The organism is Bradyrhizobium sp. WU425 (genome assembly GCF_021052305.1).
Taxonomy (GTDB): Bacteria; Pseudomonadota; Alphaproteobacteria; order Rhizobiales; family Xanthobacteraceae; genus Bradyrhizobium; species Bradyrhizobium canariense_D.
Map to the genome: position 1 here is coordinate 1,230,001 of NZ_CP088089.1, position 16,620 is coordinate 1,246,620.

Consider the following 16,620-nt stretch of genomic DNA (forward strand, 5'->3'; position numbering starts at 1 on the left):
CCGGCGCTGAAGCAGATCGCGCTGACCGACAAGCAACTCGACGGCGTGCTCGCCGCGCAGAAGGACATGGATGCGATCACGGAAAAATTGCCCGAGAATACCGCGCCCGACCAGAAGGTGATCGGCCAGCTCGACGCCGTCGCCAAGAAGAACGGCTTTGCCAGCTACGATGATTACAACAACGTCGTCGACAACATCAGCCTGGTGCTCGGCGGCTTCGATCCCGCGACCAAGAAATATGTCGGCACCGAAGCCGTGATCAAGGCGCAGATCGCGCAGGTCCAGGCCGACAAGAAGATGCCGGCCAAGGACAAGAAGGAAGCGCTCGACGAGCTCAACGAAGCGCTGAAGACGCCGGCGCCGCAGATCGAGAACAAGGCCAACATCGACCTCGTCGGCAAGTACTATGACAAGCTGGTCGCCGCGCTGGGTGACGATCAGAACTGAACCTCTACTCTCACCGCTGTCATGCCCCGGCTTGACCGGGGCATCCAGTACGCCGCGGCGGATGCGATGAGAGCGAGCTCTGTAACGCGGGCCTCTGGATACTGGATCGCCCGGCCAAGCCGGGCGATGACATCTTTGGTGACGCGAGCTTTCGCTTAACCCCGCCCTCATTGCCCCAACAAAAAGCCCCGGAGACATCTCCGGGGCTTTTGTCGTTTCCGGCCGCACGCCTCGCTCAGCGCGTCACGTCCGCGTCCGGATCCGCATCATGAAACTGTCGAAGCTCAGCTCAGCAATCTGCATCCAGGCCAGCGATTCTCTACTAAGCCTCTACTCTCACCGCTGTCATGCCCCGGCTTGACCGCGGCATCCAGTACGCCGCGGCGGATGCGATGAGAGCGAGCTCTATAACGCGGGCCTCTGGATACTGGAGCCCGGTCAAGCCGGGCGATGACACCTTTGGTGACGCGGGCTTTCGCTTAACCCTCCATCAGCGCCCCAACGAAAAGCCCCGGAGACATCTCCGGGGCTTCCGTCGTTTGCGACGTCACGCGACGCTCAGCGCCTCACGTCCGTGTCCGCATCCGCATCATGAAGCTGTCGAAGCTCAGCTCGGCGACCTGCATCCAGGCCAGCGATTCGCTGCGGAAAGCCGTCAGGCTCGCATACATCTTGCCGAAATGCGGGTTGGTCTTGGCGAGATCGGCGTAGATCTCGTTGGCCGCGCCATAGCAGCTCTCCAGCACCTCCTGCGGGAACGGCTTGAGGATCGCGCCGGCCACCAGAAGACGCTTCAGCGCCGGCGGGTTGACGTAGTCGTATTTGCCGGTCACCCAGGTGAAGGTATCGCGCGACGCGGCATCGACCGCGGCCTGGTAGTGCTTCGGCAGCGTATTCCACTTGTCGAGATTGATGATGTTGTGACCTTGGGCGGTGCCTTCCCACCAGCCCGGATAGTAATAGTATTTCGCCACCTTCACGAAGCCGAGCTTCTCGTCGTCATAGGGCCCGACCCATTCGGCGGCATCGAGCGTGCCCTTCTCCAGCGCCGGATAGATGTCGCCCGCCGCGATCTGCTGCGGTACGCCGCCGACCTTGGCGATGATCGTGCCGGCAAAGCCGCCGACCCGGAATTTCAGTCCTTTGAGATCGTCGATCGACTTGATCTCCTTCCGGAACCAGCCACCCATCTGCGCGCCGGTGGATCCGGTCGGAATGCCGATGGCGTTGTATTCCTTCAGCAGATTGTTGATCAGGTCCTGGCCGCCGCCCCACTGCAGCCATGAAATATGCTGGCGCGTGTTCAGGCCGAACGGCAGCGACGTACCGAACGTAAAAGCAGGGTTCTTGCCCCAATAATAATACAGCGCGGTGTTGCCCATCTCCACCGTTCCGTTGGCGACGGCGTCGAGCACCTGCAGGCCCGGCACGATCTCGCCGGCGGCGAATGGCTGGATCTGGAAACGATTGTCGGTGATCTCGGCAACGCGCTTGGCGAAATACTCGCAGCCGCCGTAGAGCGTATCCAGCGCCTTCGGCCAGCTCGCGGCGTATCGCCATTTGATCTCGGGCATCGACTGCGCGATCGCCGGCGCAGCGACGGCACTTGCGGCTAGGCCCAATCCGCCTGCCGTCAGGAATTTACGACGTTCCATGCGCTTCCCTCCGTTAAGTCGATGCTTCGACCAGGGAACGATCTTGGTGTCGTCTTGTCTTCGTCGACGCTCGACGTGTCTGTTGAGACGTTGTGGCGTTTCCGAACGGCCCTTGCGGGCACTCGAAGACGGAATTCCGATCGTGCGGTTCCGCGGCGAGGATGACCGGGCGCTTCGCCGGAATCAAGTCTCATGGGCGCCTCGCAGGTGCGAACGCCGGCCTGACGCAAGTCGGGCCTGCAAGCGATCTGCTATTCGGTCATTCAAAAACCAGGGAGGCTCGCGCATGACGGGCAAGAAGATCGTGGTCGCCGGAGCGAGCGGTCTCGTCGGCAATGCCGCGTTGCGACACTTCGGCATATCGGGCGGGTGCGATGTCATTGCCTTGTCCCGGCGAAAGCCGCGCGACCTCTACGGCGCCCGTCATGTCCCGATCGACCTGACCAGTGCAGCGGATTGCGAGCGTGCCGCCTCGGAACTGAGCGGCGCGACGCATCTGATCTACGCCGCGCTCTACGAGGCGCCGCAGCTCGTCGACGGCTGGCGCGACCCGCAGCAGATCAAGACCAACGATTTGATGCTGCGCAATTTGATGGGTGCGCTCGAGCCTGTCTCACCCGGCCTCAGGCACGTCGCCCTGCTGCAGGGCACCAAGGCCTACGGCGTCCACGTTCGCCCGTTGACCGTGCCGGCCCGCGAAGGCCGCTCCGAAATGTACGAGCAGCCCAACTTCTACTGGGCGCAGGAAAACTTCTTGCGCCAACTCCAAGCCGGCAAGGCTTGGCATTGGACCATCCTGCGGCCGGTGCTGATCGTCGGCCTCGCCATGGGGGGCGCCATGGATTTGATTCCACCGCTCGGCGTCTACGCGGCGATGCTGCGCGAGCAGGGCAGGCCGCTCGATTACCCCGGCGGCGCCCCGCGGGTGGGGCAGGCCGTCGACGTCGATCTGCTCGCCCGCGCCATCGCTTGGTCGGGAGAGGCCGAGGCCGCGCGGAACGAGGCCTTCAACGTGACCAATGGCGACGTCTTCACCTGGGAGAACATCTGGCCTGCGGTCGCGGATGCGCTGGAGATGAGGCCGGGTAAGCCGGTCCCGCTGTCGCTCGCCAAGGCGTTTCCATCCTGGGTCGACCCCTGGGATGCGCTGCGCCGCAAGCACGACCTTGTGTCGCCTGCGTTGGCCGAATTTGTCGGGCTCTCGCTTCAATACGCCGATTATAGCCTGCGCTTCGGCCAGACCGAATCCGGTCCGCCCTCGATCGTCTCGACCGTGAAGATCAACCGCGCCGGCTTCACCGAGATGATGGACACGGAAGACATGTTCCGGAAGTGGTTCAGGCAGGCAAAGCAAGAGCGACTGCTTCCCTGACCGAGAGCCAAAGCGGATATGTCCGGGATCGTTGCCCAGGTCAGACTGTGACCCGGAGCGGTCCGCTGGCGCCCCTCTGTCGCGCACATGTGGCGGCCAGCGGACATCGCTCAGTCCGCACCAATAAATCTCGATTTTATGAGTACAGGGCCTACTCTGCGCTAATGAACGCCGCTTCCATGGCCTTCCGCGTCCTGATCGTCTCGTTGCCCGCGTCGAACTCGACATCGCTCCAGCGCACGATCTCGCCATGGGCGACGTCGTGCTTCAGCCTCACGCGATGCGCCAGCCCGATAGGCAGCGCGCCGGCCTTGAGGCTCGCGGCCGCCGGCACCAGCTTGCCCCACACCGTGTAGCCGCCTTCGCCGTCCAACATCTCGCCGGCGCGCAGATTGCGTTTTGCCACGGCGGCGACGTCGCCGCGGAAACCATGGGGCTGCCCGGTCGGCTCGCCCCGCAGCGCGGCCGACAGCACCGAGATGTTCAGCTCGAGGCCGATCAAATGGTAGGGCTTGTACATCGCCGCGTACCGTCCGCTGCCGTCGGTCTTGAGGCCGTATTGCCTGAAGCAGTCGGCGGCGTAGTCGTTCGGCGCCTCCAGCACGACGTAGACGCCCCAGCGCAGATCGCGAAACACCGGCCTTCCATCGCGCTCGAGCGAGGAGACCACCTCCACGACGCCCGATCGCTCCAGCACGCCGCCCTTGCTGCGCGGCCGCATGATATGCGGCAGGTCGTCGACGCCGCAGGGTGGAAACAGCAGGCTCTCCGCAGGCACGTCCAGTCCGCAGGCGTTCGCAATCGCGGCCATCTCGATCGCCGATTTGGTACCGTCGAGGAAGGAGTTGAACATCTGCGGATTCATCCCGGCCGATTGCGCCTCGCCCGCGGTCAACCCGTAATGCTGCCAGACGCTGTCGGGCGTCACGTCGTGATAGGCCGGCAGATATTTTGTGCCTTTGCCGGCGGCAACGACGTGAAAACCGGTGGCGCGCGCCCAATCCACCATTTCCGCGGTCAGCGCCGGCTGGTCGCCATAGGCGAGCGAGTAGACCACGCCGGCCTTGCGGGCTTCCTGGGCGAGCAGCGGACCGGCAAGCACGTCGGCCTCGACATTGACCATCACGATATGCTTGCCGGCCGCGATCGCCGCGCGGGCGTGTTTGATGCCGACGGCGGGATTGCCGGTCGCCTCCACCACCACGTCCATCGCGCCGCCGGCGATGGCGCGCGCGCCATCATCGGTGAAGACGGTGGCGGCGATCCGCTCGGCGCTCCAGCCCACCGTGCGGCAGGCCTCGCGCGCGCGGTCGCGATCGATGTCGACGATGATGGGTACCTCCAGCCCCGTCGTGTGCGGCACCTGCGCCAGGAACATCGAGCCGAATTTGCCGGCGCCGATCAGCGCCACACGGACGGGCTTGCCGGCGGCAGCGCGGGCCTGGAGGAGGCGGAAGAGGTTCATGTTGTTACCCGATCAAGTATGGTGGTCCGGACGCGGTGCAGCGCCATAAGCGCGTTCACGCGCGTCTTCGACGCACTATGGCGCTACTCCGCAGAGCCGGCACCCAGAAAGAAAACTATCCGTGTGGTATGGGCCCGGCTCTGCAGCGCACCGCTTCGCGCTGCGCTGCGTCCGGGGCACGAGAGTGTCCTACTCCGCCGCCTGCCGCGGCGCACGGGCGAGCCGCACCAGTGCGTCGTCCTCCACCGTCTTGATCGGCGCAAAATCGCGATGCGCGATGTACTCCGGCCGCGTCGGGGTACGGATGTAATTCGAAACCGCGTTCAGCGTCAGGTACACGATCTTGCGCGGATAGGGCGTGATGTTGCCGGCCGAGCCGTGCACGAGATTGCCGTGGAACATCAGCATGCCGCCGGGCTTTCCCGTCGGCGCAACGATGCCGCCCTGCTTGACCAGCCGCGTCACGGTCTCCTCGTCCAGCGTCCACAGCGGATAGGAGGTCGTCGCGAGGTCATGCGAGGCCTTGAGGTCGCCGGCGTTCTGGCTCTGCGGTACCAGCATCAGCGGGCCGTTGATCGGCATCACCTCGTCCAGGAAGATCGCGATGTTCATCGCGCGCGGCTCGGGCATGCCGTCGTCGCGCTTCCAGGTGCCGTAATCCTGGTGCCATTGCCAGACATCGCCGGTGAAGGCGGATTTCGCGTTGATCTTGAACTGGTGCATGTAGACCTGCTCGCCGAACAGCTGCTCGACCGGGCCGATCATGCGCGGATGAGCACCCAGAATGCCGAACGCCTCGTTGTAGAGATGCGCGGCAAAGGCGGTGCGTGGCGCGCCGCTCTTCTCGCGCCAGACTTCCGGCCGGTTCGTGTCATAGATGCCGACCGCCTCGCGCGCGAGGAGATCGACCTCCTCCGGACTGAACAGTTCGGGCAGGAACAGCCAGCCGTCGTGGTGGAAGAACTCCAATTGCTCCTGGGACAGTTTCACGGCGCGTCCTCCTGTTTTGATTTGTTGTCGCTCGTCTTGGCCGGCCATCCACGTCTTGGCAGTGGCGGTCGCTACGCCGCCGCCTCTTCCGTCGCCCTCAATCTCTCCTCAGTCATCCGTCCCGCCGTCTGCGCGTGCGCAAGCGCCGCACGTTCCGCCGCCTTCGCATCGCCCGCGAGAATGTGTCCGGCGATGTCGGCATGCTCGGCCCAGGCGCTGCCGCGGTAATCGAGCTCCGACAGCACCGTCGCCATCGAGCGGCGCATATGCGGCCATTGCGGCGTGATCGTCTCCTCGATCACGGGATTGCCGGAGAGCCGATAGATCGCGCGATGAAACGCGACGTCGAGCGCGATCAGCTCGGCGAGCGTGGTCTTGCCATCGATCCCGCGCCCGGCGGCGAGCACCGCCTCCAGCCGCGCGCGTCCCACCGCATCGCTTGCGGCGCGTTCGCCGGCAAGCCGTGCCGCCAGCGCATCGATCGCGCCGCGCACCTCGTAGAGCTGGCGGATGCGTGCGGGATCGAGCTGGGTGACTTCAAAGCCGCGCCGGCCGCTCTCGGCGACGAGTCCCTGCCGGTGCAACAGGTGCAGCGCATGCGACACCGGCTGGCGCGACACGCCGAGCCTGTCGGCGAGCTCGTTCTGCCGGATGCGCTGGCCGGGCTGCAGCGTGCGGTCGGAGATCGCCTCCAGGATCCGCGCATAGACCTGGTCGATCAAGTTCGGAAGCGGGTCGAGAGGGATCACGCCGGCAGCTCCGTGACCATGAGAGGGAATACGGAATTCCGTATTCGAAGATACGGCGAGAAGGGGAAGGGCGTCAAGCGCGGCCAAGGGGGCGACTAGCCTCATTCTTGCGCTCCTCTAAGCCATTGATATTGCTAATGCCGGCTACTGTGCATGGGGTTGTTTTCGAGAAAAAGAGGTGTGAGGCCCTTACTCAGCCAGAAACGCGCTCACGGCCTCGCCGAACTGCAGCGGTGCCTGCTCGAACATCCAGTGGCCGGCATTGGGGATCACGGCTGTCTTCGCCCCGGTGATGTGCTCGGCCAGCACACGCCACATCACCGACAGGCTCCCTGTCGTCGCCCCGCCGCCGATCAGGAGTGTCGGGGTCGTGATCGCCTGCGCGTCCGCGAGCGTGTAGGGCCTGCGCTGCTCGTTGATCTGGCCGAGGAAGGTGATCGCGTTGTCGCGCAATTGCTGCTTCGCCGGCGCCGGCACGCGCCGCCACGAGCCGTCGCCTTCGATGCCTTCGTAGAAGTTCTGCAGCGCGCCCTCGATGTCGCCGGCGCGGATCATCTCGACCGAGCGCGCCGTGCGCGCCGCCAGCGGCGGGTGCGCGGGCGTGCCTGCGGGCACCGGCAGGCTCGCATCGAGATCGCCGCCGGGTTCTGCAAGCACCAGCTTTCGCAACAGATCGGGCCGCGCCTGCGCCACGCGAAAGGCGATGTGACCGCCGCGCGAATGGCCCATCAGATCGACCGGCGCGGGTTCGACCTGCTCGATGAAAGCGATCACGTCAGCGACGTGCTGGGCCATCTTGTAATCGTCGCCGACGGCATCCCAATGTTCGGGAAAGAAATGCCGCAGGCTGACCGAGATCACGCGATGCGATTTCGACAGCGGACCGAGCACGGAGTACCAGGTGCGGAAATCGCCGAGCGTGCCGTGCACGCAGACCAGCGGCGGCCCCTCGCCCACTTCGAGATAGGCCATGTCGTAACCATTGACGCGAAGTGTCTGCATGATCAGCCCGCCAGAAAATCCAGCACCAGTTCGGAGAATTTCTGCGGCGCCTGCTCGAACATCGGGTGCGTTGCGTTTGGGATGACCGCCGTCCTGGAATACGGCACATGCGCCGCGAGCGCATGCAGCACTTTCGGCAGCAGGCCCTTGGTCCGCGCGCCCAGGATGAACAGCGTCGGCATCCTGATGGACTCCGCGTCGGCCTTCGAGAACGGCGGGCGGTTGTCGCGGACCTGGCCGATCAGGGTGAAGGCGTTGTCGCGCAGATTCTGCTTCACCAGGGCCGGCAGCCGCGGCCAGGTGCCGGGCCCTTCCAGCGTGTCGACGAAGACTGCAAGGCCGCCGTCGATGTCGCCGGCCGCGATCTTCTCAGCCGACGCCGTGAACCGCGCCAGCAACGGCGAGGGGCCGCCAGCATAGTCTGGATCGAGGCTCGCGTCGAGCTCCCCGCCGGGCTCGGCCAGCACCAGCCGCCGGAGCAGCTCCGGCCGCCGCTGCGCCACGCGGAAGCAGATGTGCCCGCCGCGGGAATGGCCCATCAGATCAACCGGGCCGAGGTCGAGTTCCTCGATGAAGGCGATGACGTCGTCGACATGCTGGGCGATCGAATAGGTGTCGCCGACGCCATCCCATTGCGCCGGGAAGAAGTGCCGCAGGCTGACGCAGATCAGCCGGTGCCGCTGCGATAGCGGCCCGATCACGCAGCCCCAGACACGGAAGTCGTTGAGCGAGCCATGAACGCAGACCAGCGGCGGCCGGCCTCGGTCTTCGCCCACGTCGAGATAGGGCATGTCGTATCCGTTGACGTGGAGGCTTTGCATTCTGGGCTCGCAAACAGGGAAGGCGGAACTCCTGTGCAAGATTCCCGGAAACCGGGTGGATCGCAACTATTTCCAAGCCTAGATTTGAGCTCAGTTCACATTGGGGCATGCGAGGGGAACGCAAGCCAAGGACCAAGTTATGACCGACCAGCATTTTGCCCTGTTCGACAGCAAGATCGGCCTTTGCGCCATTGCCTGGGGTCCGCGCGGCATCAACGGCACGCAACTGCCGATGGGCGGTGAGCAGAAGATCCGCACCCGCATCAGCCAGCGCCATGCCGATGCCAGCGAAGCCGCGCCGACCGCCGAAGTACAGCAGGCGATCGACCGCATCACAAAACTGCTCGCGGGCGAGCCGGATGACCTCACCGACATCCCGCTCGATCTCGATGGCGTGCCCGACTTCAACCGCGGGGTCTACGCGATCGCCCGCACCATTCCGCCGGGCAAGACCGTCACCTATGGCGACATCGCCAAGCAACTCGGCGGTGTCGAGCTGTCGCGCGACGTGGGCCAGGCGCTCGGCCGCAACCCGTGCCCGATCGTCGTGCCCTGCCATCGCGTGCTGGCGGCCGGCAACAAGCCCGGCGGCTTCTCCGCGAATGGCGGCGTGGTGACGAAGCTGAAGATGCTGGAGATCGAAGGCGCGCTGGTGAACCACACGCCGAGCTTGTTTGATTGAGGCGATGACGCCGCTGGCTAGATCTTCGCCGCCGCCATCGGCCAATATTTGTCGCGCAAATGCCGCTTCACCAGCTTCCCAGTGGGCGTGCGCGGCAGCTCGGCTTCGAAATCGATCGAGCGCGGGCATTTGATCGTCGAGAGGCGGCTCCTGCAATAGGCGATCAGGTCGGCCTCGAGCTCCTTGCCGGCGCGCTTGGGATCGTGCGGCTGCACCACCGCCTTGACCTCTTCGCCCATCTCCTCGTTCGGCACACCGAACACGGCGACGTCGGCGACCTCGGGGTGGGTGATGAGCACGTCCTCGGTCTCCTGCGGGTAAATGTTCACGCCGCCCGAGATGATCATGTAGGACTTGCGGTCGGTGAGAAAGAGAAAGCCATCCCTGTCGAGATAGCCGACGTCGCCGAGCGTCGACCAGCCTTTTGCGTTATAGGCCTTCTTCGTCTTCTCGGGATCGTTGTGATAGGCGAAAACCGGCGCATCGGCGAAATAGACCGTGCCGATCTCGCCCGTCGGCAGCTCCTCGTCGTTCTCGTCCAGAATCTTGATCTTGCCGACCACGGCGCGGCCGACGCTGCCGCGGTGCTCCAGCCATTCTTTCGAGTTGCAGACGGTGACGCCGTTGCCTTCGGAGCCCGCGTAATATTCGATCAGGATCGGCCCCCACCATTCGATCATCTTGGCCTTGACCTCGACCGGGCAGGGGGCGGCGGCGTGGATCGCGCCCTTCAGTGTCGAGACTTCGTAGCGGTTACGGACCTCGTTCGGCAGCTTCAGCATGCGCACGAACATGGTCGGCACCAGCTGCGCCTGGGTCACCTTGTACTTTTCGACCAGTTTCAGGAAATCTTCGGCGTCAAAGTGCTCCATGATGATGGAGGTGCCGCCGAGCAGGACCGCCATCATGTTGAAGCGCAAGGGAGCGGCGTGATAGAGCGGTGCCGGTGAGAGATAAATAGTCTCGGCGTTCATGCCGCACATGCTGGCGCAGAGCACGCGCAGAAACGCGTTCGGCTCGTCGATCGGCTTGCCCTCGAAAGCCTTCTTGATACCCTTGGGCCGGCCCGTGGTGCCCGACGAATACAGCATGTCATAGCCGGCAACCTCGTCGGCAATCGGGGTTGTCGGCTGTGCGGCGGCTTCCTTGTCGTAGGAGCGGAAGCCGGCTTGCGGCTCGTCCATCATGTAGAAGACCGGCTCGCCGGGCGCACCCTTGATCAGCGTCTTGATCTGGTCGGCACATTTCGGTGTCGTGATCACGACCTTGGCGCCGCAATCGGCGATGATGTAGTCGATCTCGTCCTGCTTTAAATAGCGGCTGATCGCGGTGTAATAGAGCCCGCTGCGTTGCGCAGCCCAGCAGATCTCCATAAAGGCGAGGCGGTTCTCCATCAGCAGCGCGATGTGGTCGCCGGCCTTCAGCCCGAGCGAGCGGAACAGGTGCGCGCCCTGGTTCGAGAGCTCGTCGAGCTCGCGATAGGTAATCGCCTTGCCGGCCCCGGCCATTTGATAGGCGATCTTGTCGGGTGTGGCGCGGGCGTGGATGGAGGGGTGTGTCATGTCTCTGTTTACGCGGCTGGGAGTAACGTTCCCCGGATATCCGGGGTCCATTGTGAGGCATGGGTCCCGGCTCTGCGCCGCAGCGTTTCACGCTGCAGCGCGTCCGGGACACGAGAGGGCTTACAGCCGCTCCACGATCGTCACATTCGCCATGCCGCCGCCTTCGCACATGGTCTGCAGGCCATAGCGTTTGCCGCGCTGATGCAAGGCATGCACCAGCGTCGTCATCAGCTTGGTGCCGGAGCCGCCGAGCGGATGGCCGAGCGCGATGGCGCCGCCATTGACATTGAGACGTTCCGAATCGGCGCCGGTGGTCTTCAGCCACGCGGTCGGCACCGAGGCAAAGGCCTCGTTGACCTCGAACAGGTCGATGTCGTCGATCGCCATGCCGGCCTTCTCCAGCGCGCGCTTGGTGGCGTGCAGCGGTGCGTCGAGCATGATCACGGGATCGCCACCCATCATGGTCATGTGGTGGACGCGCGCCAGCGGCTTCACGCCGAGCTGCTTCAGGCCACGCTCGTTCACCACCATCACGCCGGAAGCGCCGTCGCAGATCTGGCTGGCGCTGGCCGCGGAGAGCTTGCCATTCTCGGCGATCAGCTTGACGCCCTTGATGCCGTCGAGTGTGGCGTCGAAGCGGATGCCCTCGTCGATGTGGTGGGTGTCCTTGGAGCCGTCGGCGCGGGTGATCTCAAGCGGCACGATCTCCGTCTTGAAACGGCCGGCCTGCGTCGCCGCGATCGCGCGCTGATGACTGTTGTAGGAGTACTCGTCGAGCTCATCCTTGGAGAGGCCGTACTTCTCGGCCATCATCTCGGCGCCGGTGAACTGGCTGAACACGATGTTGGGATAACGCTGCTCGATACCCGGGCTCTTGTAATTGCCAAAGCCGTTCTTGGCGGGAAGCTGCGACGACAGGCCCATCGGCACGCGCGTCATCGATTCCACGCCGGCGGCGATCACCACGTCCATCGCGCCCGACATAACGGCCTGCGCAGCAAAATGCAGCGCCTGCTGCGACGAGCCGCATTGGCGGTCGATCGAGGTGCCCGGCACGCTCTCCGGCAGTTTCGAGGCCATGATGGCGTTGCGCGCCACGTTGTTGGACTGCTCGCCGACCTGCATGACGCAGCCCATGATCACATCCTCGACCAGCGCGGGATCGACCTTGGTGCGGTCGACCAACTCGTCCAGCACCTTCGCGGCGAGATCGGCCGGATGCCATCCGGCGAGGCGGCCCCCCTTGCGCCCACCGGCGGTACGCGCAGCGGCGACGATATAAGCCTCGGCCATGTCGGTTTCTCCCTGGATTATTTTGAACGGTTGGTTGTCGGGGCGGGATTTAAGGGGCGACCGGTTGTTTAGTCAATCGATCAATTAACTCTTGTGGGGAGGCGCTGCTTGGGCTTATCTGCGGCCGCTCTTCCGCCAAAATCAGGGATCTCCGTGACTACCAGCGTACCGAACAGGCTCCCCAGCGGAAAGAATTCCACGGCAGAGAAATTGCTCGTGGCCGCGAGCGAGCTGATGATCGAACGCTCCTCGATCGAGATTTCCCTGAGCGACATCGCCCAGAAGTCCGGCGCCAACGCCGCGCTGGTCAAATATCACTTCGGCAACAAGGACGGCCTGCTGCTGGCGCTGCTCGAGCGCGACGCAGGAACGGAACTGTCCAACCTGGAATATCTGCTGGCGCAGCCGATCACGCCGACCGCGAAGCTGAAGCTGCACATCGGCGGCATCATCCGCGCCTATCACCGGTTTCCCTACATGAACCGGTTGATTCACTATCTGCTGCACGAGAGCGTCGCGGGCTCCGCGGACGAAGTCTCGAAATTCTTCGTCGCACCGCTGCTGGATTTCCATCGCCGCCTGCTCGCCGAAGGCGTCAGTCAGGGCGAATTCCGCGCCACCGATCCCGTGCTGTTCTACACCAGCCTGATCGGCGCCTGCGATCATTTGTTCTTCGGCCGGCACGCGATGTCACGCGCGACCGGCGTCGGCCCGGTCACCGACGACGTCTGCCGGCAATATATCAAGCACATGGAAACGCTGATCTGCGGCGGCATTCTCACGAATATCGAGGAAGCCGCCGCGGCCGGATGATCCGGCCAGAACGCAGAAGTCTAGAGAAGAAACGCCCAAGGAAAAGGTTCGAGGAAAGGTACAAGCGATGCAGTTGAAAGACGTAGCCGTTCTCATCACCGGCGGCGGGTCGGGCCTTGGTGCCGCGACCGCCCGCGCCATGGCCGCCAAGGGCGCCAAGATCGGCGTGATCGACCAGAGCAAGGAAAACGCCGAGAAGGTCGCCGCCGAAGTGAAGGGCATCGCGCTTCATGCCGACGTCACCAGCGAGGAGCAGATCAAGGCGGCGATCGCCAATGCGGAAGCCGCGCACGGCGTCGCGCGCGTGCTGATGAACTGCGCCGGCATCGGCGGCTCGCAGCGCATCGTCGGCCGCGATGGAGTCTACCCGCTGGAAAAGTTCGCGCGCATCATCAACGTCAATTTGATCGGCACGTTCAACTGCCTGCGTCTGTTCGCCGAGCGCTTGGTCACGATCGAGCCGGTCGGTGAAGAGCGCGGCGTCATCGTCAACACTGCTTCGGTCGCGGCTTACGAAGGCCAGATCGGCCAGATCGCCTATGCAGCGTCGAAGGGCGGCGTCGTCGGTCTCACGCTGCCGGCCGCGCGCGACCTCGCGAGCCAGAAGATCCGCGTCAACACCATCGCCCCCGGGCTATTTCTGACGCCGCTGCTGATGGGCTTGAACGAAGAGGCCCGCAAGAGCCTCGGTGCCCAGGTGCCGCATCCCGCGCGTCTCGGCGACGCCAATGAATACGGGTCGCTGGCCGTGCACATCGTCGAGAACCCAATGCTCAATGGCGAAACCATTCGCCTCGACGGCGCGATCCGCATGGCGCCGCGGTAGAGCTCTTTTTCCTTCTCTCCTTGTGGGAGAAGGTGGCGCGCTCCTGAGCGCGCCGGATGAGGGGTTCTCTCCACGATCTCACCTGTGGAGGCAGACCCCTCACCCGAGCGAATGCGCGGCGCGTGACGTACATGCCCTCTCCCACAAGGGGAGAGGGCGCAGTAATCGGCACCATCGTTGCGGATGAAGGAAGTCGCGCGCATGTCCCAACCGCTGCTGATCGAGCACAATGACGGCGTCGATACCGTGACGCTCAATCGTCCGGAACACCTCAACGCGCTCGATCCTGCGCTGATCGACGCGCTCAATGTCTACTTCCAGGGCCTCCAGCGCAACCGCGACACGCGCGTCGTGGTGCTGAAGGGCGCTGGCAAGAATTTCTGTGCGGGCCTCGACCTCAAGGCTGCAATGCAGCGTCGTGCCGGGCAGCAGGAGCCGCCTGATGTCACCGAGTCGCTGGATTCGCAGCGACGCATCGCCGACATCGTGATGCTGATGCGGCGCTGTCCGCAGCCGATCCTCGCGCTGGTACAGGGCGCGGCCGCCGGCGGCGGCTTTGCACTCGCGCTCGCCTCCGATATCCGCATCGCGACGAGATCGGCGCGGATGAACTGCGCCTTCATCAAGCTCGGCCTTGGCGGCTGCGACATTGGCACCAGCTATTTCCTGCCACGCCTTGTCGGTGTCTCCGTGGCATCGGAGCTGATCCTCACCGGACGCTTCATCGGGGCCGAACGCGCACTCGCGGTCGGGCTGGTCTCCGAGGTCGTCGACGAGGACAAGCTCGCTGAGGCCGCCGAACCCTATGTCGACGCGATGATCACGGCCTCGCCCGTGGGCCTACGCCTGTCCAAAGAATGTCTCAACATGAGCGTCGATGCCGGATCGCTGGAAGCCGTAATCGCGATGGAGGATCGCAACCAGGTCCTGTGCAGCCGCTCCGAGGAATTTTCGGAAGGCATCAGGGCCTTCCTTGAGAAGCGAAAGCCTGTCTATATCAGGCGCTGACAATGAAGATCCGTAAAGGACGAGAAATTCCGGGAGACGCACTATGAGTGGAAGCGCGGCGGCGGTGATGACGAAACCCACCTTTCGCAAGGTCAAGTGGCTTGCGCGCGACATCGACGTCGAGCGCCGCGACGACGGCACGGTGGTGCTGAAGTCGCGCATCCCGCTGCAGACCTACGAGAAGCATATTCCGGCTTCGCTGGCAAAATGGGCGAAGGAAGCGCCAGAGCGGATCTGGCTTGCCCAGCGCGGTGGCCCGAACCGCGAATGGCGCAAATTGTCCTATGGCGAAGCCAAGCGCACCGTGGATGCGCTGACGCAGGGCCTGCTCAATCTCGCGCTCGATGGCCGCCCGGTCGCGATCCTCTCCGGCAATTCGATCGAGCACGCGTTGATGACGCAGGCCGCGATGCAGGCGCGCGTCCCTGCCGCGCCGGTCTCGCCGGCCTACTCATTGATGAGCCATGATCACGTCAAGCTGAAATACCTGTTCGACCTCATCAAGCCCGGCGTGGTGATGGTGCAGGACGGCCCAACCTTCGAGAAGGCGCTGAAAGCGCTCGATCTCACCGGCGTCACCGTCGTTCACGTCTCGCGGCCCTGCGAGGGTATCGAGAGCGTCAGCTTCGCCGAGCTCGCGGCGACAGCCGTGACCGCCGATGTCGAAGCGTCGATCGCGAAGATCACGCCTGAGACCGTCGGCAAACTGCTGTTCACGTCAGGTTCGACCGGCATGCCCAAGGCCGTCATCAACACGCAAGCGATGATGTGCGCCAATGCGGCGATGATGATGCAGGTACGGCCGCGCGATCCCGGCGGTCCGATCTCGACCATGCTGGACTGGATGCCCTGGAACCACACCATGGGCGGCAATGCGGCGTTCCATCCGATCCTGGTCGATGGCGGCACGCTCTATATCGATGACGGCCGGCCGATGCCGGGCCAGTTCGATGAGACGCTGCGCAATCTGCGCGAGATCTCGCCGACCTATTACGCCAACGTCCCCGCGGGCTATGCCGCGCTCGCCGCCGCCATGGAAAAGGACGACGCGCTGTGCCGATCCTTCTTCAAGAACCTCTCGATCATGGCTTATGGCGGCGCGCGACTGCCGGATGATCTCTACGACCGCATGCAGGCCCTCGCCGTGAAGACCACCGGTGAGCGCATCGTGTTCTACACCGGGTGGGGCTCGACCGAGACCGCGCCGACATCGACCGGTACCTATTGGGACACCGAACGCGTCGGCCTGATCGGCCTGCCGTTCCCCGGCGTCGAGTTGAAGATGGTGCCCTGCGGCTCGAAATACGAGCTGCGTCTGCGCGGCGTCAACGTCACGCCGGGCTATTTCGGCCAGCCTGACCTGACGAAGAAGATGTTCGACGAGGAAGGCTTTTATTGCATCGGCGACGCCGGAATCTTCGTCGACGACACCGATCCGGTGAAGGGCATCATCTTTGCCGGGCGCGTCGTCGAGGATTTCAAGCTGACCACCGGCACCTTCGTCCATGTCGGTTCGCTCCGTACGGATGCGATCGCCGCCGCGACGCCCGTCGTGCATGACGCGCTGGTCGCGGGGCAGGATCGTGCCTTCATCGGCCTGCTGGCGTGGCCGAACCTGCATGCCTGCCGCCAGCTCGTCGGCAATCCCGATCTCAGCTTCGAGGATGCAGTGAAGCATCCCGAGGTGATCGCTTGCTTCAGGCGCGGGCTGGAGGCTCACAACAAGGAGTGCGAAGGCGCCAGCAGCCGTATCATCGCGCGCGCCATGCTGATGGCGGAACCGCCATCGATCGACGGTAACGAGCTCACCGACAAGGGTTACATCAACCAGCGCGCCGGCCTGGAGCGCCGCGCCGGGCTGGTGGAGCGCCTTTATGCGGAGAATCCTGATCGGGACGTCATCATTCTCAAGTAATCGACATCATCAACACGGGT

15 protein-coding genes (1 of these 15 only partly in view) are annotated in these 16,620 nt (G+C 64.3%); 7 read left to right on the plus strand and 8 right to left on the minus strand.

The annotated features are described in order from the left end of the window. Positions 1 to 447: the 3' portion of a hypothetical protein gene (locus BcanWU425_RS05860; RefSeq protein WP_204512462.1), read on the plus strand. 144 nt of this gene lie to the left of the window's left edge; 447 of the gene's 591 nt are visible here — the last part of the coding sequence; its start codon lies off the left edge, out of view; its stop codon occupies positions 445 to 447. 566 nt (positions 448 to 1,013) lie between these two features. On the opposite strand, the gene BcanWU425_RS05865 is transcribed toward BcanWU425_RS05860, so the two are convergent. After that, the gene (locus tag BcanWU425_RS05865; protein WP_231190219.1) at positions 1,014 to 2,102 is read right to left on the minus strand and encodes a TRAP transporter substrate-binding protein; all 1,089 of its coding nucleotides are present in this window, start codon (positions 2,100 to 2,102) and stop codon (positions 1,014 to 1,016) included. 286 nt (positions 2,103 to 2,388) lie between these two features. Between BcanWU425_RS05865 and BcanWU425_RS05870 the strand changes: the two genes are divergently transcribed. Further along, the gene (locus BcanWU425_RS05870) at positions 2,389 to 3,474 is read left to right on the plus strand and encodes an NAD-dependent epimerase/dehydratase family protein (RefSeq protein WP_204512461.1); all 1,086 of its coding nucleotides are present in this window, start codon (positions 2,389 to 2,391) and stop codon (positions 3,472 to 3,474) included. A 151-nt stretch (positions 3,475 to 3,625) separates the two neighbouring features. On the opposite strand, the gene BcanWU425_RS05875 is transcribed toward BcanWU425_RS05870, so the two are convergent. From BcanWU425_RS05875 to BcanWU425_RS05895, 5 genes are all read right to left on the minus strand, one after another. After that, the gene (locus tag BcanWU425_RS05875; RefSeq protein WP_204512460.1) at positions 3,626 to 4,939 is read right to left on the minus strand and encodes an NAD(P)H-dependent oxidoreductase; all 1,314 of its coding nucleotides are present in this window, start codon (positions 4,937 to 4,939) and stop codon (positions 3,626 to 3,628) included. 189 nt (positions 4,940 to 5,128) lie between these two features. Further along, complete coding sequence (locus tag BcanWU425_RS05880; RefSeq protein ID WP_204512459.1) at positions 5,129 to 5,929, minus strand: phytanoyl-CoA dioxygenase family protein; 801 nt, start codon at positions 5,927 to 5,929, stop codon at positions 5,129 to 5,131. A gap of 71 nt (positions 5,930 to 6,000) precedes the next feature. Continuing rightward, complete coding sequence (locus tag BcanWU425_RS05885) at positions 6,001 to 6,678, minus strand: GntR family transcriptional regulator (RefSeq protein WP_085350721.1); 678 nt, start codon at positions 6,676 to 6,678, stop codon at positions 6,001 to 6,003. A gap of 189 nt (positions 6,679 to 6,867) precedes the next feature. Next, a complete protein-coding gene (locus BcanWU425_RS05890) occupies positions 6,868 to 7,680 on the minus strand; it encodes an alpha/beta fold hydrolase (protein WP_204512458.1) in 813 nt (270 codons plus the stop codon). 2 nt (positions 7,681 to 7,682) lie between these two features. Further along, positions 7,683 to 8,501, minus strand: a complete 819-nt coding sequence (locus BcanWU425_RS05895; RefSeq protein ID WP_204512457.1) for an alpha/beta fold hydrolase — start codon at positions 8,499 to 8,501, stop codon at positions 7,683 to 7,685. 139 nt (positions 8,502 to 8,640) lie between these two features. On the opposite strand from BcanWU425_RS05895, the gene BcanWU425_RS05900 reads away from it, so the two are divergent. Continuing rightward, the gene (locus BcanWU425_RS05900; RefSeq protein WP_018453282.1) at positions 8,641 to 9,183 is read left to right on the plus strand and encodes a methylated-DNA--[protein]-cysteine S-methyltransferase; all 543 of its coding nucleotides are present in this window, start codon (positions 8,641 to 8,643) and stop codon (positions 9,181 to 9,183) included. 17 nt (positions 9,184 to 9,200) lie between these two features. On the opposite strand, the gene BcanWU425_RS05905 is transcribed toward BcanWU425_RS05900, so the two are convergent. Together BcanWU425_RS05905 and BcanWU425_RS05910 are read right to left on the minus strand one after the other, a co-directional pair. Next, positions 9,201 to 10,745: an acyl-CoA synthetase gene (locus BcanWU425_RS05905; RefSeq protein WP_204512456.1), complete on the minus strand. Its 1,545-nt coding sequence runs from the start codon at positions 10,743 to 10,745 to the stop codon at positions 9,201 to 9,203. Positions 10,746 to 10,865: 120 nt separating this feature from the next. Then, a complete protein-coding gene (locus BcanWU425_RS05910; protein WP_018453284.1) occupies positions 10,866 to 12,038 on the minus strand; it encodes an acetyl-CoA C-acetyltransferase in 1,173 nt (390 codons plus the stop codon). A gap of 210 nt (positions 12,039 to 12,248) precedes the next feature. On the opposite strand from BcanWU425_RS05910, the gene BcanWU425_RS05915 reads away from it, so the two are divergent. The 4 genes from BcanWU425_RS05915 (at position 12,249) to BcanWU425_RS05930 (ending at position 16,600) form a co-directional block, all read left to right on the plus strand. Further along, entirely contained in the window at positions 12,249 to 12,851 is a 603-nt protein-coding gene (locus BcanWU425_RS05915; RefSeq protein ID WP_018453285.1) for a TetR family transcriptional regulator, read from the plus strand. A gap of 67 nt (positions 12,852 to 12,918) precedes the next feature. After that, entirely contained in the window at positions 12,919 to 13,677 is a 759-nt protein-coding gene (locus BcanWU425_RS05920) for an SDR family NAD(P)-dependent oxidoreductase (RefSeq protein ID WP_018453286.1), read from the plus strand. 201 nt (positions 13,678 to 13,878) lie between these two features. Next, positions 13,879 to 14,685: an enoyl-CoA hydratase/isomerase family protein gene (locus BcanWU425_RS05925; protein ID WP_204512455.1), complete on the plus strand. Its 807-nt coding sequence runs from the start codon at positions 13,879 to 13,881 to the stop codon at positions 14,683 to 14,685. A gap of 43 nt (positions 14,686 to 14,728) precedes the next feature. After that, complete coding sequence (locus BcanWU425_RS05930; protein WP_085350717.1) at positions 14,729 to 16,600, plus strand: AMP-binding protein; 1,872 nt, start codon at positions 14,729 to 14,731, stop codon at positions 16,598 to 16,600. The last annotated feature ends 20 nt before the right edge of the window (positions 16,601 to 16,620 follow it).